Annotated in this window: 12 protein-coding genes; 6 read left to right on the top strand and 6 right to left on the bottom strand. The window is 73.6% G+C overall.

Annotated features, from left to right (window positions below):
• Positions 1-219: 219 nt before the first annotated feature.
• Complete coding sequence (locus tag ACQP17_RS12875; protein ID WP_433856400.1) at positions 220-1,020, bottom strand: phosphatase; 801 nt, start codon at positions 1,018-1,020, stop codon at positions 220-222.
• Between the two features lie 236 nt (positions 1,021-1,256).
• Between ACQP17_RS12875 and speB the strand changes: the two genes are divergently transcribed.
• Complete coding sequence (speB, locus tag ACQP17_RS12870) at positions 1,257-2,231, top strand: agmatinase (RefSeq protein WP_433856399.1); 975 nt, start codon at positions 1,257-1,259, stop codon at positions 2,229-2,231.
• A gap of 104 nt (positions 2,232-2,335) precedes the next feature.
• Here speB and ACQP17_RS12865 read toward each other — a convergent pair whose 3' ends face one another.
• Both ACQP17_RS12865 and ACQP17_RS12860 read right to left on the bottom strand, forming a co-directional pair.
• Entirely contained in the window at positions 2,336-2,725 is a 390-nt protein-coding gene (locus ACQP17_RS12865) for a WXG100 family type VII secretion target (RefSeq protein WP_433856398.1), read from the bottom strand.
• 146 nt (positions 2,726-2,871) lie between these two features.
• Positions 2,872-4,458 (bottom strand): helix-turn-helix domain-containing protein, encoded by a 1,587-nt coding sequence (locus tag ACQP17_RS12860; RefSeq protein ID WP_433856397.1) that lies wholly within the window; start codon positions 4,456-4,458, stop codon positions 2,872-2,874.
• Between the two features lie 200 nt (positions 4,459-4,658).
• On the opposite strand from ACQP17_RS12860, the gene ACQP17_RS12855 reads away from it, so the two are divergent.
• The 3 genes from ACQP17_RS12855 (at position 4,659) to ACQP17_RS12845 (ending at position 9,742) form a co-directional block, all read left to right on the top strand.
• Complete coding sequence (locus tag ACQP17_RS12855; RefSeq protein ID WP_433856396.1) at positions 4,659-6,170, top strand: sodium:solute symporter; 1,512 nt, start codon at positions 4,659-4,661, stop codon at positions 6,168-6,170.
• A 70-nt stretch (positions 6,171-6,240) separates the two neighbouring features.
• The gene (locus tag ACQP17_RS12850) at positions 6,241-7,908 is read left to right on the top strand and encodes a thiamine pyrophosphate-binding protein (RefSeq protein ID WP_433856395.1); all 1,668 of its coding nucleotides are present in this window, start codon (positions 6,241-6,243) and stop codon (positions 7,906-7,908) included.
• A 298-nt stretch (positions 7,909-8,206) separates the two neighbouring features.
• Positions 8,207-9,742, top strand: coding sequence for an IPT/TIG domain-containing protein (locus ACQP17_RS12845; RefSeq protein WP_433856394.1), 1,536 nt, complete (start codon positions 8,207-8,209; stop codon positions 9,740-9,742).
• 104 nt (positions 9,743-9,846) lie between these two features.
• Here ACQP17_RS12845 and ACQP17_RS12840 read toward each other — a convergent pair whose 3' ends face one another.
• The 3 genes from ACQP17_RS12840 to ACQP17_RS12830 are packed head-to-tail and all read right to left on the bottom strand — an operon-like array spanning position 9,847 to position 13,485.
• Positions 9,847-10,512, bottom strand: coding sequence for a TetR/AcrR family transcriptional regulator (locus ACQP17_RS12840; RefSeq protein ID WP_433856393.1), 666 nt, complete (start codon positions 10,510-10,512; stop codon positions 9,847-9,849).
• The gene (locus tag ACQP17_RS12835) at positions 10,509-12,629 is read right to left on the bottom strand and encodes a YhgE/Pip family protein (RefSeq protein ID WP_433856392.1); all 2,121 of its coding nucleotides are present in this window, start codon (positions 12,627-12,629) and stop codon (positions 10,509-10,511) included. Before ACQP17_RS12835 ends, ACQP17_RS12840 begins: the two co-directional genes overlap by 4 nt.
• A complete protein-coding gene (locus ACQP17_RS12830; protein WP_433856391.1) occupies positions 12,601-13,485 on the bottom strand; it encodes an ATP-binding cassette domain-containing protein in 885 nt (294 codons plus the stop codon). The genes ACQP17_RS12835 and ACQP17_RS12830 overlap by 29 nt, the downstream gene beginning before the upstream one ends.
• 245 nt (positions 13,486-13,730) lie before the next feature.
• On the opposite strand from ACQP17_RS12830, the gene ACQP17_RS12825 reads away from it, so the two are divergent.
• Positions 13,731-16,544, top strand: a complete 2,814-nt coding sequence (locus ACQP17_RS12825) for a discoidin domain-containing protein (RefSeq protein WP_433856390.1) — start codon at positions 13,731-13,733, stop codon at positions 16,542-16,544.
• Between the two features lie 203 nt (positions 16,545-16,747).
• Positions 16,748-20,683, top strand: coding sequence for an ABC transporter ATP-binding protein (locus tag ACQP17_RS12820; RefSeq protein ID WP_433856389.1), 3,936 nt, complete (start codon positions 16,748-16,750; stop codon positions 20,681-20,683).
• The last annotated feature ends 68 nt before the right edge of the window (positions 20,684-20,751 follow it).

Below are 20,751 nucleotides of genomic sequence, written 5' to 3'. Positions count from 1 at the left end.
TCAGCATCGCCACTCGCCGGGACAGCTCTTCCGCACAGCCGTGCCCCAGTATCGCAACGTCGCCGAATCACCTTGCGGGAAGGCCGTCTCCTATGAGCGGGTCCGGGGCTCGGCAACTCTGTGGCCATCCGCAGCCGTGAGAGGCCCGGAGGGCGGTGGAATGGGCGCGTCGAGCAATAAAGATGCCACCCGCCGCACTCCGCGCCGCCCGCGAGGCTTTCAGCCCGACACCCCCGCCCCCTCCAGCAGATAGGCAGTCAGCGGGTCGTAGTGCCGTGGGCTCAGGACGTGGTCGTCGAGGGGGATGGTGACGCGGACGGTGCCCTCGGACTCGCCTAGGAAGAGGGCCGGGTCGTTGGAGTCGGCGAAGCCGATCGCGTCCAGGCCGCGTTGGGCGGCGCAGCCGGCCCAGCCGTGGTCGGCCATCACCAGGTCCGGAAGGGGGCGGCCGTCGCGCTCCAGGCCGTCCAGGATCGCGGCCATCGGCTCGGGGGAGTGGGTGTGCCACAGGGTGGCGCCGCGCTCCAGCATCGCGACGTCGCCGAACTGGAAGACCATGCCGTCGTCCGCCCGCAGCCCCTCGGGGATGACGACGATCTCGCAGCCCGCCGCGCGCAGGGCCTCGGCCGTCGCGCGGTGCACGTCCAGCAGTCCGCCCGGGTGGCCGGTCGCGAACAGCACCCGCTGCTTGCCGGCCGCCGCCTTGCGCAGCAGCGCGGCGGCCCGGTCCAGGGCGTCGACCGTCAGCTCCGGGTCGATGGTGTCCTGGCCCTGCCGGTGGTGCGGGTCGTCGATCACGCCGCAGCGCTCCGCCATCACGGCCAGGATGTCCTGCTCGTCCGTCCACCGGTCGCCGAATTCCAGGCCGAACCAGTAGTAGCGGTCACCGTTGGCGAGCCGGCGGTAGTGGGTGAGGTTGTTCTCGCGGGGGGTGGCGACGTCACCGGCGATCCGGGTCCGTACGAGGTGATCGACGAGTGCGGCGCGCGTGGGGGCGGTGGCTGCGGAGGCTATCGGCATAGCGCCATTGTGCCCGTAGGGGTGATCCGGGGCCGGACGGTTCCGCAGCCCGGACACGGGGGCGCGGGGAGCGGTGCGGCGCCGTCACGGAGTGCGGTCCAGGAGTCGCAGGTCATCGGCTCGTCGGCGCGCGTGGGGGCACGGTCGGGGCGGCTGGCCAAAATGTCCAACGGGGTCGGCCCGGGCGCCGCAAATGTCCATGGGGTGATCGTCCGGCGCTCCCTACTCTCAGCCTCATGACCTCCTCCACCGGGCCCGTCGGCCCCGTCGACTCCTCCCGTGTCCCGCGCTACGCCGGGCCCGCGACGTTCGCGCGGCTGCCCCGCCTCGACGAGGTCGGCGGCCGGGCCGACGTGGCCGTCGTCGGCGTCCCCTTCGACACCGGCGTCTCCTACCGCCCCGGCGCCCGCTTCGGCGGCAACGCCATCCGGGAGGCGTCCCGTCTGCTGCGGCCCTACAACCCGGCCCAGGACGCCTCGCCCTTCGCGCTCGCGCAGGTCGCCGACGCCGGGGACATCGCCGCGAACCCGTTCAACATCAACGAGGCCGTGGAGACGGTCGAGGCCGCGGCCGACGACCTGCTCGCCTCCGGCGCCCGGATGATGACCCTCGGCGGCGACCACACCATCGCCCTGCCGCTCCTGCGGTCGGTCGCCAAGAAGCACGGCCCGGTCGCGCTGCTGCACTTCGACGCCCATCTGGACACCTGGGACACCTACTTCGGGGCCGAGTACACCCACGGCACCCCCTTCCGCCGGGCCGTCGAGGAAGGCATCCTCGACACCTCCGCGCTCTCCCACGTCGGCACCCGCGGCCCGCTGTACGGCAAGAAGGACCTCGACGACGACGAGAAGATGGGCTTCGGCATCGTCACGTCGGCGGACGTCATGCGCCGCGGCGTCGATGAGGTCGCCGATCAGCTGCGCCAGCGCATCGGCGACCGTCCGCTGTACATCTCCATCGACATCGATGTGCTGGACCCGGCGCACGCGCCCGGCACCGGCACCCCCGAGGCCGGCGGTCTGACCTCCCGCGAACTCCTGGAGATCCTGCGCGGGCTGTCCTCCTGCCACCTGGTCTCGGCCGACGTGGTGGAGGTCGCCCCGGCCTACGACCACGCGGAGATCACCTGCGTGGCCGCCTCGCACACGGCGTACGAGCTGACGACGATCATGTCGCGGCAGATCGCCGCGGGGCGGGACGGGGAGTAGGTCCCCGGAACGGTTCCGTAACCGGTAGCCGAAGCGCCGGCGCGCCACGTGAGGACGTGGCGGGCCGGTGTCCGTGTGCGGGGCCGCTGCCCGCGCACCCGGGCTCAGAGCTGGATGTGGGGCGACCGCATGGTGGCGATCCGCTGCCCCTCCGCCTCGGCGTTGGCGACGTGCTGCTTCATCAGGGACTCGTTGAAGTCCTCATCGGCCTGGTGGTTGTCGGCCATGGTGTTCAGGGCGCCGCCGATCTCCTGGAGCTTGGCGGCCAGATGCCCCATCGACTCGTACATGCCGTCGCGCAGGCCCTCGTAGACCACGCCGAACTTCTCGCCGATCTCGTCGTCGCCCCAGGGCGGGGTGTCCTGCCCCTCCAGGCCGGTGAGCCCGTTCTTCAGCTTGTCCACCGCGGACTGGTAGCGCTCCCCGACGCCGGTGAAGTCCTTGCCACCGGTCTTCAGTGACGGAATGTCGGCCTTCAGCCCGTCCCCTGCCATGGCGGTTCCCCGATCCTCGTCCGCGGTGTCCTGAGTCCTGTGCCCTGTGTGCCGCCGCCGGTGCGCCGGGTCGCCCTGCGGCGTCCCGCACGGCTCTCGTCCGGCGTTGCACGGTGCGCGGCGCACGGTCCGCGGCGGAGCCGAGTCTAGTCGTGGACGGGCGGGGTGCTGAAGGGAGTTGACCGTCCGGGACGATCCCCTCGGTCCGGCGGGGTGTCCCGGTCCAGGGCGCGCAGGGCGAACCAGAGTTCCATGCGGACGTCGGGGTCGTCGAGGTCGGTGTCGAGCAGGCCGGCGATGCGGGCGACGCGCTGGCGGACGGTGTTGCGGTGGATGCCGAGCGCGGTCGCCGTGCGGTCCCAACTGCCGTGCAGGGAAAGCCAGTGGTGGAGGGTGAGGCGAAGCTGCGGGGCGCCGTCCAGGGGGGAGAGCAGGGCCTGGGCGTGCCGGCGGGCGTCGTCGGGGGCGACGAGTGCGGTGAGGCCGTGCGGGCCGGGGGAGCGGTGGCGCACCAGGGCGGCGCGGGTGGCGAGGGCGCGGCGCAGGGCGGTGGCGGCGTGCCGGTCGGCGGCGGGCAGTTCGGCGAGCGGGACGGGGGCGCTGACGCCGAGTGTCCAGCCGGGCTGCGCGGTGATCTCCCGCTCGGCGGGCACCAGGGCGCGGACGGCGGGGGCCGCGTCCTGGGCGGCCGCCGGATCCGGGCCCGGGTCGAGCAGCGGGGTGCCGAGCGCGGTGGCCAGGGCGGCCGCCGGCTCGGTGGTGTCCCGGCGGCGCTCGGCACGGACGACCGACCACCGCTGCGGTCCGAGCAGCGGGGCGACCTCGTCCGGGTGGCCGCCGAGCAGCAGCCGGACCAGGGCCGCGCAGTGCCCGGCGGCGGCCGGACCGGGCTCCGCGGCCGGGCCGGTGATCAGGGAGAGGAGCACGGCGGCGACGCCGGCGATGGTGTGCGCGGGCCGGTCGTGCGCCTTTGCCGCCACGGCCAGGGCGAGCGCCTGCGGGCCGTGGCCGCGCCCCGTCAGCGCGTAGGCGGACAGCGAGGCGTCGGGGAGGGTGTCGGTCGCCGAGGACGGGCCGCCGTCGCCGACGACCTGCGCCAGGCGCCCGGCCGCGGCCCGGACGGCGGCGCAGGGCGGGGGCCCGGCCGCGCCGCGCACCGCGCCGTCACCGGTGAGCAGCGCCGTCCAGCCGTGCACATGGCGGGCCAGGGCGCGCAGCACGGCCGTGGCCGGCTCGGGGCGGGCGGCGGCCGCGGCCAGCGCGCGCTGTGCCTCGCTGAGCCGGGTCAGCTCGCGGTGCCTGGCCTGCGTGACGGCCTGCCACACGGCGCTCTCGACCGCGGTGAACGGGGTGCCCGCCGGGACCTCGACCAGCGGGAGGCCGTGCCGGTCGCAGGCCGCCACCAGGGCGGGCGGAACGGTCTGGTGCACCGGCGCGATCCCGAAGCCGAGGGCGGCGGCGCCGGCCGCGACGGTGCGGGCGGCATAGCCGTCGAGATAGGCGTCCACGGCGGCGGCGCCGCCGGTGACCTCCGCCAGATGCACCCCCGCCGTCAGCAGCATCTCGCCGCCCAGGAGGTACGGCACCGGGTCGGCCATCTCGGAGGTGTGCACCCAGTGGAGGGCGACGCCCTCGCGGGGCCCGGCCAGCTGGCGCAGGCCCAGATCCGTCCGGGCGAGCAGCTCCGCGAGCGGCACCGGCGGGGTGGACGGCGGGGGCAGCGGGCGCGGCATGTGCGAACCCTCCACTTCAGGAGGCGGCGAATGGAGGAAACGTACACTTCAGCGTCGCCGTGCCGCCTCCTAGGGTCAACCCCCAGGCGCGGTGCCCGGCGGGACCCCCGCTCACCGGGCGCCCCGCCCACCTCCCCCACACCCGTTGCCCCTCTGCTCTCGCTTTTCTCCCCCCTCGGCGCAGCTGGAAGGGATGGCCCATGGCTGTCGACTATGCGGTGATCGTGCTCTACCTGGCCGGAATGCTCGCGGTGGGCTGGTGGGGGATGCGCCGCGCCACCTCCAAGAGCGACTTCCTCGTCGCCGGCCGCCGCCTCGGCCCGGCGATGTACTCGGGCACCATGGCGGCGATCGTGCTCGGCGGTGCCTCCACCATCGGCGGTGTGGGCCTCGGCTACCAATACGGCCTCTCCGGCGCCTGGATGGTCTTCGCCATCGGCCTCGGGCTGCTCGCGCTGAGCGTCTTCTTCTCCGCCCGGATCGCCCGGCTGAGGGTCTACACCGTCTCCGAGATGCTGGACCTGCGCTACGGCGGCTCCGCCGGGCTCATCTCCGGCCTCGTCATGTGGGCGTACACGCTGATGCTGGCGGTCACCTCGACGATCGCCTACGCGACGATCTTCGATGTGCTCTTCGGCCTGGACCGGACACTGTCGATCGTCATCGGCGGAGCCATCGTCGTCGCGTACTCCACGCTCGGCGGCATGTGGTCGATCACCCTCACCGACATGGTCCAGTTCGTCGTCAAGACGATCGGGGTGCTGCTGCTCCTGCTGCCCGTCGCCGTCATCAAGGCGGGCGGCTTCGGGGAGATGGCCCACCGGCTGCCGCACGACTACTTCGCCCCGCTGGGCATCGGCGGCCAGACGGTCTTCACGTACGTGCTGATCTACTCCTTCGGCATGCTCATCGGGCAGGACATCTGGCAGCGGGTCTTCACCGCCCGCAGCGACCGGGTGGCCCGCCTGGGCGGCACCGCGGCCGGTACGTACTGCCTGGTCTACGCGCTGGCCGGGGCGGTCATCGGCACCGCGGCCAAGGTGCTCTACCCGCATCTGGGCAGCCCGGACGACGCCTTCGCCACCATCGTCAGGGACACCCTGCCGGTGGGCGTGCGCGGACTGGTGCTGGCGGCTGCGCTGTCCGCGGTGATGTCCACCTCGTCGGGCGCGCTGATCGCCTGCGCCACGGTCGCCCACAACGACATCTGGTCGCGGGTCAGGGGCGCCGTCCGGGCACGGCGGGAGCCGGCCGCCGGGGCCGCGTCCGGGGCGGCCGGCGGCCCGCGGGGCGGCGAACCGGCCGAAGCCCCCGACGAGGTGCGCGGCAACCGCCTCTTCACCCTGCTGATGGGGCTGGCCGTCATCGGCATCGCGAGCGCGCTCAACAACGTCGTCGAGGCGCTCACCCTCGCCTACAACCTCCTGGTCGGCGGCCTGCTGGTCCCGATCCTCGGCGGACTGCTGTGGCGGCGGGGGACCGCCGCCGGCGCGCTCGCCTCGGTCGCCGTCGGCGGACTGACCGTCCTCGGCCTGATGGCCTCCCTCGGGGTCCTCGCCAACGAGCCGATCTACTACGGGCTGCTCGCCTCGCTCGTGGCGTACGTGGCGGTCAGCCTCGCCACCCGGCCCACGGACCAGGCGGTGCTGACCGTCTGGCGGGAGCGGCTGGCGGGCCGGGCGGACACCCCGTCCCCGCTGTCCCGCGTCTGACGGCGCCCGGCCGCCCGCCCCTGCACCACCCCACCCACCCCACCACCACGAGACGGAGAGCCGACCACAGATGAGCACCACCGAACCCGTGCCGGAGCAGACCGGGCGCACCGGCGGCGATCTGGTCGTCGAATCCCTGACGGCCCTCGGCGCGGACACCGTCTTCGGGCTGCCGGGCCAGCACGCGCTCGGCATCTTCGACGCGCTGCGCCGCTCCGCGCTGCGCTATGTGGGCCTGCGGGTGGAGAACAACGCGGGCTTCGCCGCCGACGCGTACGCCCGGGCCACGCACTCGGTCGCGCCGCTGGTGGTGTCCACCGGCCCCGGCGCGCTGATGACGCTGCCCGCGCTCCAGGAGGCGGCGGCCGGCTCGGCGGCCGTGCTGGCCATCGGCAGTCAGGTGCCGCTGGCCGGGATCGGCGGCGGCCGCCACGGCTATCTGCACGAACTCGGCGACCAGAGCGCCTCGTTCCGGGGCGTGGTCAAGTCCGTCCACTCGGCGCGCACCGCCTCCCAGATCCCCTCCGCGGTGGCCGCCGCCTGGGAGTCGGCGCTGAGCGTGCCGCACGGGCCGGTGTGGCTGGAGATCCCGCAGGACGTGCTGCTGGCCGAGGTCGAGATCCCGCCGGTGACCGGACTGCGCGCCGCGCCGCGGGAGTTGCCGCCGCGCCCGGAGCTGATCGCGGCCGCGGCGGACCTGCTGGCCGCAGCCCGGCGGCCGGTGATCCTGGCCGGCGGGGGAGTCGTACGGGCCGGGGCGGAGGCCGAGCTGCTGGCGCTCGCCGAGCGGCTGCGGGCACCGGTGGCCACCACCTTCGGCGGCAAGGGCGCCTTCCCGTGGGAGCATCCGCTCTCCTTGCAGTCCTGGCTGGAGGACCGGCACACCACGGCCTTCCTGGAGGAGGCCGACACCCTGCTGGTGGTCGGCTCCGGGCTGGGCGAACTCTCCTCGAACTACCACACCTTCCGGCCGCGGGGCCGCCTCGTGCAGATCGAGGCGGACCTCGGCAAGCTGGAGGCGAACCACGCCGCGCTGGGCATCCACGCGGACGCCCGGGCGGCGCTGGCCGCGCTGGTCGGGGAGGTGGGCGAGCGGGAGCCCGCGGGCGCCGGGGACGCCGGGGAGCCCGAGGCCGCCGTGGTGGACCTCCTGGCGCGCGTCCGCGACCGGATCGACGGGCAGCAACTCGACCTGGAACAGCAGCTCCTGGCCTCGGTGCGGGAAGCCCTGCCGGACGGCGCGGTCAGCTGCTGGGACATGACGATCCTCGCCTACTGGGCCTGGTCCGCCTTCGACCCGGGGGCCGCCAACGCCCTGCATTCGGCCCAGGGCGCCGGAGGGCTGGGCTACGGCTTCCCGGCGGCCCTGGGGGTGGCCGCCGCGGACCCGTCGCGGCCGGTGCTGGCGGTCTCCGGCGACGGCGGCGCCATGTACTCGCTCGCCGAACTCGCCACCGCCCGGCAGCACGACGCCCCGGTGACCTGGCTGATCGTCGACGACGGCGGCTACGGCATCCTGCGGGAGTACATGACCGACGCCTTCGGCGCGGCCACCGCCACCGAACTCACCCGGCCGGACTTCGTGGCGCTCGCCGAGTCGTTCGGCGTGCCCGCGGTCCGTACGGGCCCGGAGCGGCTCCGCACGGATCTGGCGGCGGCGCTGGCGGCCCCCGGCCCCTCCGTCGTCGTCCTCCCGGCCCGCCTGCGGATGTTCGCGCCGACGCATCAGGACTCCTGACCACACCCCTGCCCCTGACCACGTCCCTGCCCCTGACCACGTCCCTGCCCCTGACCACACTCCTGGGCATGTTTCACCGCCTCACCAGGTGGAGAGGACGCTCTTACCGAACCAAACGGGCTGCCCATCCCTCCTCGGGGTGTAGCAGCCCGTCGTGTTGTGGTGACGCGGTCCGTGGCCATGGCCGTGGCTGCGCTGTGGCGTGTGCTGCCCCGGACAGGGAGCGCCGGACCTGTGCCGCTCCCCGCGCGGGGGCCCGGACGGGTCCGGGGCGGCGGCCCCGACCGAAGGGGTCCACATGAGTACCAGCGTCCAGTCACCGCAGCAGGATCTGCTGCGGACCACTCTCCTCCCCGCACAGGTGCCGGCGGCCGTCCCGGCGGCGCTACACACCCTCCTGGCGGTCACGTTCATCCCCGTCGGCACCAATCCGGTCGGGCTGGCGTTCCTCCCCAACGGCGACCTCTACGTCGCCAACTCCGGGTCGAACAACGTGCAGACCATCGACACCGCCACGGACACCGTCATCGGTGCCGCGATCCCCACCGGCACCACACCGGCCTGGCTGACGGTCGCCCCCAACGGCAACGCCTACGTCCCCAACAACATCTCCAACGACGTGACGGTGATCGACACCGCCACCGGCACCGTCCTCACCACGATCCCCCTCGGCGGCGGCCCCGCCGCGGCGGCGGTCATCCCCAGCGGCAACGTCTACGTCGGCCGCTTCGGGGCGGCAAGCGTGCAGGAGATCGACACCACCACCAACACGGTCGTCGGTGCCGCGATCCCCACCGGCAGCGGGCCGGTCGGCATCGCGGTCGCCGCCAACGGCAAGGCCTACGTCGCCAACCGGAACGCCAACGACGTGACGGTGATCGACACCGCCACCGCCTCTGTCGTCACCACGATCCCCGTCGGCTCCCAGCCGAACTTCGTGGCGATCGCCCCCAACGGCAACGCCTACGTCGTCAACATCGGATCGAACAACGTGTCGGTGATCGACACCACCGCGGACACCGTCATCGCCACGATCCCCGTCGGCGCCAACCCGTGGGGCATCACGGTCGGCGCCGACGGCACCGCCTACACGGCCAACCGGGGCTCGAACGACGTGTCGGTGATCGACACCACCACCAACATGGTCGTCGGCGCCCCGATCCCGGTCGGCAGCCAGCCGATCGCGCTGGTGATCGCGCCCAACAACAAGGTCTACGTCAGCAACATCGCCGGGGCCAACGTCAGCGTCATCCAGTTCCCCCCGACGCTGAGCACCGTCAACCCCACCCAGGGGACCACCGAGGGCGGCACGGTCGTGACCATCACCGGCACCAACCTGACCGGGGCGAGCGTCACGTTCGGCGGCAACCCGGCCACCGGGGTGAGCGTCAACGCCGCCGGTACGCAGCTCACCGCCACCACTCCGCCCGGAGCGCCCGGCCCGGTGGACGTCACCGTCACCACCCCCGGCGGCAGCGTCACGCTGACGAACGGGTTCACCTACGTGCTCCCCGTCCACGCCACCACGCTGACCGCGACCCCGGCGCTGACGAAGCTGTTCCCGCCGCACGTGTACTTCCCGTTCCTGACCGCCACGCTGACCGACCAGGTCACCGGTCTGCCCGTGCCCGGCCAGACCATCGTGTTCACCATCGGCAGCAACCTCATGGGCACCGCCGTCACCGACGCCCAGGGCACCGCCCGGCTCAACGAGACGCTCCTGTTGAGCCTGATCCTCCTGCACGGCGGCTACGACGCCTCCTTCGCCGGAGCGACCACCGCGACGGCCGTCCTGTCCCCGTCCGGCGCGCACGCGGGAGTCATCGAACCCTGACCCCCGTCCGGTCACCGGCCGGCCGCTGACGCATGCGGAAGGCCGGCCCGGTCGTGGGCGGTTGTCCACGACCGGGCCGGCCCGGGTGCGGCAGGGCGGGGCTTTTACGGCCCGCCCGCTCCCACCCGCCCCTGGAGCAGCCGGGACAGCGCCGCGTGGACGTCCTCGACCGAGCGGTCCGGCTGGAAGGACTGCCAGTCCAGGGCGGCCACCAGGACCATGCCGAGGAGGGCGGAGGCGGTGAGGGAGATGTCGAGTTCACCGGAGAGTTCACCGGCGGCCACGGCGTCGTGCAGGACCGACTCGACGACGGTCAGGGCCCGGCCGCGGACGGAGGTGAGGGTCGCCCGCCAGGTGCGGTTGGTGCGCCAGAGTTCGGCGACGTAGAGCTGCATCAGGGCGGGGGAGCCGGCGATGAAGTCCAGGCCGGCGCGGATCATGGCGTCCAGGGCGTCGACGTGGGTGCCGCCCGCGGCCACCGTGGCCTCGGCGGCCCGGCGCAGCGAGCCGGCGAGCAGGTCCATGCCGTCGCGCAGCAGCTCCTCGTAGAGGACGTTCTTGCTGGCGAAGTTGTAGTAGACGGTGCCCTTGGCGACACCGGCGCGGTCAGCGATCTCGTCGACGGTGGTGGCCGAGAAGCCCTGTTCGGCGATGAGGACCACGGCGGCGTCGAAGAGCCGGCGTCGCGTGGACGCGCGCCGGGGGGCCGGGGCGGCCCCCGGGGCGGTGCCGTCGCCGGCACCGCCCCGGGAGACCGGGAGCACACTCACAGGCTCAGTTCCGGGTGCAGGTCCTTCATCCGCACGACCTGCCGGCCGCGCGCCGTGAGGGCGGTCAGGGCCAGCGCGCCGAGGGTGAAGGCCACCAGGACGCCGCAGCCCTGCCAGACGATGCCCAGGTCACCGCCGGTGATCAGCCGGCGCAGGCCGTCGACCACGTAACTCATCGGCAGGAAGGGGTGGATGGCGCCGAAGAACCCGGGGCTGGTCTGCACCGGGTAGGTGCCGCCCGCCGAGGTCAGCTGGAGCATCAGGACGACCAGGGTCAGCACCCGGCCGGCCGGTCCGAAGAACGCGCCCAGCAGCTGGATGATGGCGGTGAAGCAGGCCGTGGCCAGCAGCAGGAAGCCGACGGTGCCCGCCGAGCGGACCATCTCCAGGCCCAGGCCCCAGTGCAGCACGGCCATCAGGGCCAGCACCTGGACGACGCCGACGGCGTAGGCGGGCAGCCAGGAACCGAGGGTGATCCGCCAGCCCGGGGCGCCCGCGGCCAGCGCCCGCTTGCCCAGCGCCGGGAGCAGCATGAACGCGACCATCGCGCCCACCCACAGGGAGAGCGGGATGAAGTACGGCGCCAGGCCGGTGCCGTAGTTGGGCGCCTTGTGCATCGACTTGGCGGCCAGCTCGACCGGGTCGGACATCACCTCGGTGCGGGCGTCCCGGTCCTTCTTGTCGTAGTCCGGGATCTTGGCGACGCCGCTGTGCAGACCGTCGGCCAGCTGGTTGGTGCCGTCCTTGAGCTTGAAGAGGCCGCCGGTGAGCTTGACGGCGCCCGCCTTGGCGTCACCGACCCCGCTGTGCACCTTGCCGGCGCCGTCGGCGACCTTGCCCGCGCCGTCGGCGAGGGTGCCGATGCCGTTCGCGAACAGCCCCGCGCCCTGGGAGACCTTGTGGGCGCCGGCGTTCAGCTGGTTGATCTGACGGATCGCGGTGTCCGCGCGCTGCCCGATGCCCGGGGCCTGCTCGGCGACCATCACCGCGCCCTGGTGCACCTCGTGCAGCTTGCTGCGCAGCGGCCCGAAGTCCGCCCCGGCGACGGCGTCGCGGACCTTCTCCGCCGCGTCGGCTGCCACCTTGCTGCCGTCGGCGAGGGCCTTCAGCTTGGTGCAGTCGGGGTCGGTGTCCAGCAGCCCGCCGCAGCGGTCCCGGTAGATCTCCGCGGCGTTGTCGGCGTTCTTGCGGGCCTGCTCGGCGGCCTTGGCGGAGTCGCCCGGCAGGGTGTCGAGGACGTCGTCGACGGTCTCGGTGGCGTCGGCGACGAACTGCGCGCCCCGGCCGATCTCCTTGCCGTGCTCGCGGAGGTAGGGCAGGTCCTTCTTGGCCAGGCCGTGGACCTTCTCGGCGAGCTGCTGGGTGCCGTCGGCGACCTGGCCCGCGCCGTCGCGCAGCTCCCGGGCCTTGGCGACGGCCGACGAGGCGCCCCGGCTCAGGTCACCGGCGCCCTGACTGACCTTGCCGGCGCCCTCGTTGAGCTTGCCGAGGCCGTCCGCGAGGTCGCCGGAGCCCTTCTTGGCCGAACCCACGCCCTTGTCGACCTTCCCGGCCCCGTCCGCCGCCTCGGCGGTCTTGTCGTGCAGGTCGGAGAACGAGATGAAGATCTTGTCGAGCATGGTCCGCGCCGAGGTGGCCGAGGTCTTGGCCCGCACCTCGGAGAAGACCGTCTTGGAGATCGAGCCGACGACGTAGTTGTTGGCGTCGTTCGTGCGGACCTTGAGCGCGCCGGTCTGCGGGGTGTCCCCGGAGCTGGAGGCGATCCGCTTGCTGAAGTCCTTCGGGACGGTCAGCGAGAGGTAGTACGTGCCGTTCTCGACGCCCTTGGCGGCGTCCGCGGCGCTGACGTCCTCCCAGTGGAACTTCTTGCTGTCCTTGAGGTTCTCGGACAGGTCGTCGCCCGCGGTGAACTTCTTGCCGCCGGTCTTGGCGCCCTGGTCCTCGTTGACGAGGGCCACCGGGATCTTGTCCAGGCGGCTGTAGGGGTCCCAGAAGGAGCACAGGTACAGGGCCCCGTAGAGCAGCGGGATCAGCATCAGGGCGACCAGGCCCAGACGGGGAAGCTTCCCCCTGCCGAAACGCTTGAGCTCAAGCGCGGCCAGTCTCGGCGAACGCATCCGCTGCTTCCTTCTCGTCGGTGTCGGTGGGGGTGTCGTCGCCGGAGTCGGCGCCGGATCCGGCGTCGGCCGGCGCCTTGGTGGCCGGTGTCTCGGTGGCCGGCGTCTCCGTGGCCGGTGCGGCGCTCGTGTCCGCGGCGGTCGTATCCGCGGTGGCCGGCGCGGGGGTGGTGCGCACGAGCACGGCGTCCGCGGGGGCCTCGCTGCCGGCGGCCACGACGGTGGTGCCCGTCCGCGTCACGTCCCGCAGCAGCTGCCAGGCCTCGGCGCGTTCCGCCGCCGACAGCTTGAGGTCGACGTCGTCGACGGCCAGCAGCTGCGGCTCGTGCATGATCCCGAGGGCGACGGACAGCCGCAGCGCCTCGATCCGCTCCAGGTCCCGCACGGCCGTCCGCAGGCCCTTGACGAGGGACGCGGGGTCGAGGCCGACGACCGCGAGCGCGGCGTCGATCCGGGCCCGGGTGGCTTCCTTCTGGCGCCTGCCCCACGGGAGCGAGGCACCGAGGCCCTGGAAGCGGTGGCCCAACAGGGCCTGCTCCTTGAGGTGTTCGCCGACCGTGAGGGCCGGTTCGAGTTCGACGACGCCCGGCACATGGGCGATGGCGGTGCGGCTGCGCACCGTCCCGATGCGCTTCGGGAGCGGCAGTCCGGCGACCGTCGCCTCGCCCGCGGTGATCCGCATCCGGCCGGTGAGGGCCAGCAGCAGGCAGGTGCGGCCGGAACCGGAGGAGCCCTGGACGGCGATCAGCGCGCCCGGCTCGGCGGAGATGTCGATGCCCCGGAACGCCCAGCCCCGTGGGCCCTCCACTCCTATGCCTCTGGCGTCGACCGCCGCCCCCTGGCGGGTGGTGTTCACGAACACCCCTCCCCTTTGATCTGACTGGTCAGTCTAAAAGTGTGCCGTATCAGGGGCTCTTTGACCAATCGGGTGACGAATCCGGCACCCGGAACGCGCCGGTGGTAACTCGGTGCGGCGGATCCCGTGACCCGGACGGGGGATACGTCCTAGGGTGCCGTGCAGGCGGGGGCCTGATGATGTTCACGGTGATGTCCGTGCCGTGTGGACGACGCGGCACGGGCGCGCCCGTATATCGGAGAACCATGGAACATTCGGCATCACCCCCCGCTGACCGGCCGCCGCGGGACGAGGCGGAGCGGCGGCCGCGCGCTGCCCGCCGCTCGCGCAAGCTGGTCGCCCCGCTGCTCGCGGGAGCGCTGATAGCGGTCCTCGCACCCGTATCGGCCTCGGCCTCGGCACCCGTCCGGGCCCCCGAAGGAGGCCCGACCGCCGGCGACGCCCAAGGGCCCTGCGTACCGGGCGACGACAGCGACGGCTGGACGGCCACCTCCACCAGGATCGACCCCAAGGACAGCTACCACGCGTACGTCGGCAACGGGTACCTCGGCGCCCGGGTCGCGCCCAACGGCGCCGGCTACACCGCGCCCGGCGGCACCACCGGCTGGCCGCTGAAGACCCCCGCCTACGACGGCGCGTTCGTCTCCGGGCTCTACGCCAAGGGCCCCAAGGACGTGCAGGGCCGGCAGGCCATCGCCGCGATCCCCACCTGGTCCACGCTCGACGTCGCCACCGGCGGGGCCCGCTCCGACACCTTCTCCTCGGGCACCGCACCCGGCCGGATCTCGCACTACCGCCAGACCCTCTCCCTGCGCTGCGGCTTCGTCCGTACCTCACTGACCTGGACGGCCGCCGACGGGCGCCGCACCGATCTGGTCTACGACGTGCTCGCCGACCGCAACGACGCCCACACCGGCGCGGTCCGCCTGCGGATGACGCCCCACTGGAGCGGCGCGGCCACCGTCACCGACGGCCTCGACGGCCGCGGCGCCCGCCGGATGACCCCCTCCGGCGCCGGCGCGCACAGCGGCCGCACCATGGACGTCGGATTCCGCACGGACGGCACGAAGACCGACGGCGCGGTGGCCTCCACCCTGCGCACCGGGCCCGGGGTGCGGGCCGGGCAGCCCCGCAGGGAGGCGCAGCAGGACAAGCTGAGCAACCGCCAGCGGGTGTCCTTCCCGGTCCGCAGCGGCCGCTCCTACGAGCTGACCAAGTACGTCGGCGTGGACACCGCGCTGACCTCCCGCTCCCCACGGGCCGACGCCGACGCCGCCTCCCGCAGGGCAGCGGCCCGGGGCTGGGACGCCCTCTTCGCCCGGCACACCGCCGCCTGGCAGCGGCTGTGGCGCAGCGACATCGAGGTCAAGGGACAGCGCGAGATGCAGTCCTGGGTGCGCTCGGCGCAGTACGGACTGCTCTCCGCGACCCGCGCCGGCAGCGACAACAGCATCGGCCCCACCGGCCTGACCAGCGACAACTACGCCGGTGAGGTCTTCTGGGACGCCGAGACCTGGATGTACCCGGGCCTGCTGGCCACCCACCCCACGCTCGCCCGGTCCATCGTCGACTACCGCTACAAGACCCGCGCCGGGGCCCGCGCCAACGCGAAGAAGCTGGGCTACGACGGGCTGTTCTACCCCTGGACCAGCGGCAGCAAGGGCGATCTGTGGAACGAGTGCCACAGCTGGGACCCGCCGCACTGCAAGACGCAAAACCACCTCATGGGTGACATCTCCCTGGCCACCTGGCAGTACTACCTCGCCACCAAGGACACCGCCTGGCTGCGGTCCCGCGGCTGGCCGGTCCTCAAGGGCATCGCCGAGTTCTGGGCCTCCCGGGCCACCCGCAATACCGACGGCAGCTACTCCGTCAAGAACGTCGCAGGTCCCGACGAGTACAGCAACGGCGTCAACGACGGGGTGTTCACCAACGCCGGCGCCGCCACCGCCCTGCGCAACGCCACCCGCGTGGCCGCGATCCTCGGCGAGAAGGCACCGGCCTCCTGGAAGACCGTCGCCGACAAGCTGCGGATCCCCTACGACAGCAAGAAGAAGATCTTCGAGCAGTACGCCGGGTACAAGGGCACCACCATCAAGCAGGCCGACACCGTGCTGCTGATGTACCCGCTGGAATGGCCCATGTCGAAGGCGCGGGCGGCCCGCACGCTGGACTTCTACGCCGGGCACACCGACCCGGACGGCCCGGCCATGACGGACTCCGTGCACGCCATCGACGCCGCCGCCCTCGGCGAGCCGGGCTGTGCGACGTACACCTACCTGCAGCGGTCCATCAAGCCGTTCGTGCGCGGGCCGTTCAAGGAGTTCTCCGAGGCGCGCGGCGACAAGGCCGGCGCCGACGACCCGCACGCCGGCAAGCCCGCACAGGACTTCCTCACCGGCAAGGGCGGCTTCCTGCAGACCTTCACCAACGGGCTGACCGGGCTGCGGCTGCGGGAGAACGCGGTGCACCTCGACCCGATGCTGCCGCCGCAGCTCTCCCGGGGCGTGACCCTGCGCGGTCTGCACTGGCAGGGCCGCACCTATGACATCGCCATCGGCGCCGAGCAGACCACCGTGCGGCTGACCGCCGGGGCGCCGATGCGGATCGAGACGCCCGAGGGCGACAAGATCGTCAGCCGCGGTGTGCCGGCCGTCCTGAAGACCCGCCGCCCGGACCGCGCGGCGACCTCGGACGCGGCCCGCTGCACCCCGGCCACGGCGACCTCGGAGGAGCCCGGCATGTACGCGGGCGCCGCCGTGGACGGCAACACCACCACCGCGTGGGTGCCCGACGCCGCCACCGGCACCCTCACCGTCGACCTCGGCCGGCCCACGCTCGTCGGACGGATCACCCCGCACTGGACCGCGACCCGCCCGAAGTCCTACCGGATCGAGGTCTCCCGGGACGGCAAGCACTGGACGGGCACCGGGTACGCGGGCCGGAGCCCGGCGCGCTACGTCCGGGTCACCGTCGAGGGCGACCGGACCCCGGCGGCGGGCGGCAAGCCCAAGCCGCATCCGGGCATCACCGAGCTGGACGTGCAGCGCGTGAAGTAACCCGCTGGCCCGCTGACCCCGCAGCGTCCCGCCGGACGACGGCTCCGCCCCGCACCGCCGGGACGGGGCCGTCGCGCTCCCCGCGCCGGCCCGCGCTTCCCCGCGCCCCCGCCGGATTGCCGCCGCCCGGGCACGTCGGGATGAAATCCGCCCCCGGCGGTGTTGGTGCCTTGCGGTACGTGTCGAGGAGCGGGAGGCACCGGGTGGCGGGGACGGACAGGCAACGAGTGGGCTGGGCGCGGCGGCTGGTCCGCGACTGCTGGCAGTACAAGAAGGACGTGCTGCTCGCGCTGGGCTCCTCGCTGGCCGGCATGGCGGTGCTGGCCCTGGTCCCGCTCGTCCCGAAGCTGATCATCGACGACGTCATCATCCGGCACGCCCGCCCCCTCGGCCCCTGGGCCGGCGTGCTGGTCGCCGCCGCCGTCGTGGTCTACGTCCTCACCTACATACGCCGCTTCTACGGCGGCCGCCTCGCCCTGGACGCCCAGCACGACCTGCGCACCCGGATGTTCGCCGCGATCGCCCGGCTGGACGGCCGGCGGCAGGACGAGCTGAGCACCGGCCAGGTCGTCGGCCGCGCCACCAGCGACCTCCAGCTCATCCAGAGCCTGCTGTTCATGATCCCGATGATGATCGGGAACGTCCTGCTGTTCGTGATCTCGCTGGTCGTCATGACCGCGCTGTCGCCGCTGCTCACCGTCGTCGCGCTGGCCGTCGCCCCCGCCCTGTGGTTCATCGCCCGGCGCAGCCGCGCCCGGCTGTTCCCCGCCACCTGGTACGCCCAGGGGCAGGCGGCCGCCGTGGCCGGAGTCGTGGACGGCGCGGTCTCCGGCGTCCGGGTCGTCAAGGGCTTCGGGCAGGAGGAGCAGGAGACCGGGAAGCTGCGCGAGGTCAGCCGCCGGCTGTTCGCCGGACGGCTGCGCACGGTGCGGTTCAACGCCGTCTACACCCCCGCGCTGCAGGCCGTCCCCGCCCTCGGCCAGGTCGCGATGCTGGCCCTCGGCGGCTGGATGGCCACCCAGGGCCAGGTCACCCTCGGCACCTTCGTCGCGTTCTCCACCTACCTCGCGCAGCTGGTCGGACCCGTCCGGATGCTGGCGATGATGCTGACCGTCGGCCAGCAGGCGCGGGCCGGCGTGGAGCGGGTCTACGAGCTGATCGACACCGAGCCGGCCCTCCGGGAGCGGGCGGACGCCCACCCGCTGCCCGCCGACGCCGCCGCGACCGTCGCCTTCGAGGACGTCACCTTCGCCTACGCGCCGCCGCACCACGAACCCGACGGGGACACCACGGCCGCCGCCCCCGCCGCCGGCCCGCTCCGCCCTGTCCTCGACGGGTTCTCGCTGCGCATCGAGGCCGGCGAGACCGTTGCCGTGGTCGGCACGTCCGGCAGCGGCAAGTCCACCGTCTCGCTGCTGCTGCCCCGCTTCTACGACGTCACCGCGGGCCGCGTCCTGATCGGCGGCCACGATGTGCGCGAGCTGACCCTGGAGTCGCTGCGCGCCGCCATCGGGCTGGTCCCCGAGACCAGCTTCCTGTTCTCCGACTCCGTGCGCGACAACATCGCCTACGGCCACCCCGGAGCCACCGACGCCCAGGTGCGCGAGGCGGCCCGCGCCGCCCGGGCCGACGGCTTCATCTCCGCCCTTCCCGACGGCTACGACACCGAGGTCGGCGAGCAGGGCCTGACCCTGTCCGGCGGCCAGCGCCAGCGCGTCGCCCTGGCCCGCGCCATCCTCACCGACCCCCGGCTGCTGGTCCTGGACGACGCCACCTCGGCGGTGGACGCCCGGGTCGAGCACGAGATCCACGAGGCGCTGCGCGGCGTCATGGCGGGCCGTACGACCCTGCTGATCGCCCACCGCGCCTCCACCCTGGCGCTCGCCGACCGGGTGGCCGTCCTCGACGGCGGACGGCTGGTCGACATCGGCACCCAGGAGGAGCTGGAGAGCCGCTGCGCCCTCTACCGCAGGCTGCTGACCGACCCGGACGAGCTGGGCGAGGCCGCGCCGGACCCGGCGGGCGAAGCGGCGGCCGCCCTCGACGCCGAGTTCGCCGAACTGGCCGAGTCGGCCGAGTGCGCCGCGGACGGGCCGGGGGAGCGGCCCGGGCCGGACGCCGGGCTTGGCGAGAAGCAGACCGCCGCCGGCACGATCACCCCCGAACTGTGGGTCCGCCGCGAGCAGGAGGCCGAGGCGGGCGCGGCCGGGCCGGCGGCTCGCGCGGCGGCCGGCGCCGGGCCCGGCGCCGCCGGGGCCATGGCCGGGCAGACCGCGACGCCCGAGCTGCTCGCCCAGGTCGCGGCCCTGCCGCCGGCCACCGACACCCCCGAGATCGACGAGGACCGGGCCCTGCGCCCCGAGCGCTCCTACGGCCTGCGCCGGCTGCTGCACGGCTTCGGCCGGCCGCTGGGGTTCGCGCTGGCGCTGGTCGCCGTGGACGCGGTCGCCGGGCTGCTGCTGCCCGTGCTGATCCGGCAGGGCATCGACGAGGGCGTGCGGCGCGGTGCGCTGATCGGCGTCTGGACGGCCGCCGCCGTCGCCCTGCTCGTGGTCCTCGCCCAGTGGGCGGCGCAGATCGGCGGCAACCGCATGACCGGACGCACCGGCGAACGGGTCCTCTACTCCCTCCGCCTCAAGATCTTCGCGCAGCTCCAGCGCCTCGGGCTCGACTACTACGAGCGCGAGCTGACCGGCAAGATCATGACCAGGATGACCACCGACGTCGACGCCCTGTCGACCTTCCTGCAGACCGGCCTGGTCACCGCCCTGGTCTCGGTGCTCACCTTCTTCGGCATCCTCGTCGCACTGTTCGCCATCGACGTCCAGCTGGCCCTGGTCGTCTTCGCCACCCTCCCGCCGCTGATCATCGGCACGTACTTCTTCCGCAAGCAGAGCGTGAAGGCCTACGAGCTGGCCCGCGAGCGGATCAGCGTCGTCAACGGCGACCTCCAGGAGAGCGTCGCCGGACTGCGGATCGTCCAGGCCTTCCGGCGCGAGCACAGCGGCCGGGAGCGGTTCGCGGCCCGCAGCGACGCCTACCGCCGGGCCCGGGTCCGCGGCCAGTTCCTGATCTCGCTCTACTTCCCGTTCGTCCAGCTGCTGTCGTCCGTGGCGGCCGCCCTGGTGCTGATCGTCGGCGCCGACCGGGTCGGCTCGCACACCCTGACGGCCGGTGCGCTGGTCGCCTACCTCCTCTACATCGACCTGTTCTTCGCCCCCGTCCAGCAGCTCTCCCAGGTCTTCGACGGCTACCAGCAGGCCTCGGTCTCGCTCGGCCGCATCCAGGAGCTGCTGCGCGAGCCGACCACCACCCCCGTCGCCGAGCGGCCCCGCGAGGTGCCCGCACTGCGCGGCGACATCACCTTCGACGACGTTCACTTCCACTACGGCGGCGGGGACGCACCCGCGCTGGCCGGCGTCGACCTCACCATCCCGGCCGGCCAGACCGTCGCCTTCGTCGGCGAGACCGGTGCCGGCAAGTCCACGCTGGTCAAGCTGGTCGCGCGGTTCTACGACCCGTCAGGGGGAGCCGTCCGGATCGACGGCACGGACCTGCGGGAGCTGGATCTGACGGGCTACCGCCGCCGGCTGGGCGTGGTCCCCCAGGAGTCCTACCTCTTCGCCGGCACCGTCCGTGACGCCATCGCCTACGGCCGCCCCGACGCCACCGACGCCGAGGTGGAGGCCGCCGCCCGGGCCGTCGGCGCCCACGACATGATCGCCACCCTCGACGGCGGCTACCTCCACGAGGTCGCCGAGCGCGGCCGCAACCTCTCCGCCGGCCAGCGCCAGCTGCTGGCACTGGCCCGCGCCGAACTCGTCGACCCGGACGTGCTGTTGCTCGACGAGGCCACCGCCGCGCTGGACCTCGCCACCGAAGCGGTCGTCAACCAGGCCACCGACCGGCTGCGCACGCTCGACCCCGCCCGCGCGGATGCGGGCCCGGCGCCCCGCCGGCGCACCACGCTGATCGTCGCCCACCGCCTGACCACCGCGGCCCGCGCGGACCGCGTGGTGGTGCTCGACCGCGGCCGGATAGCGGAGGACGGCACCCACGCCCAGCTGCTGGCCCACGACGGCCGCTACGCGGAGCTGTGGCGCACCTTCAGCGGCGAGGAGGAGGAACTCGCGGCGTGACGCCCCCTCCCCGGGGCCCGGGATCCGGAGGCTGAGCGTCCGGGGGCCGCCGGTCCGGGGGCCCCGGA

Origin of the sequence: Streptomyces kronopolitis (assembly GCF_050953795.1) — a bacterium.
GTDB classification, from domain to species: Bacteria; Actinomycetota; Actinomycetes; order Streptomycetales; family Streptomycetaceae; genus Streptomyces; species Streptomyces kronopolitis_A.
Note: the sequence above shows the minus strand (reverse complement) of the source record. Positions and strands in the feature narration are given on the sequence as shown.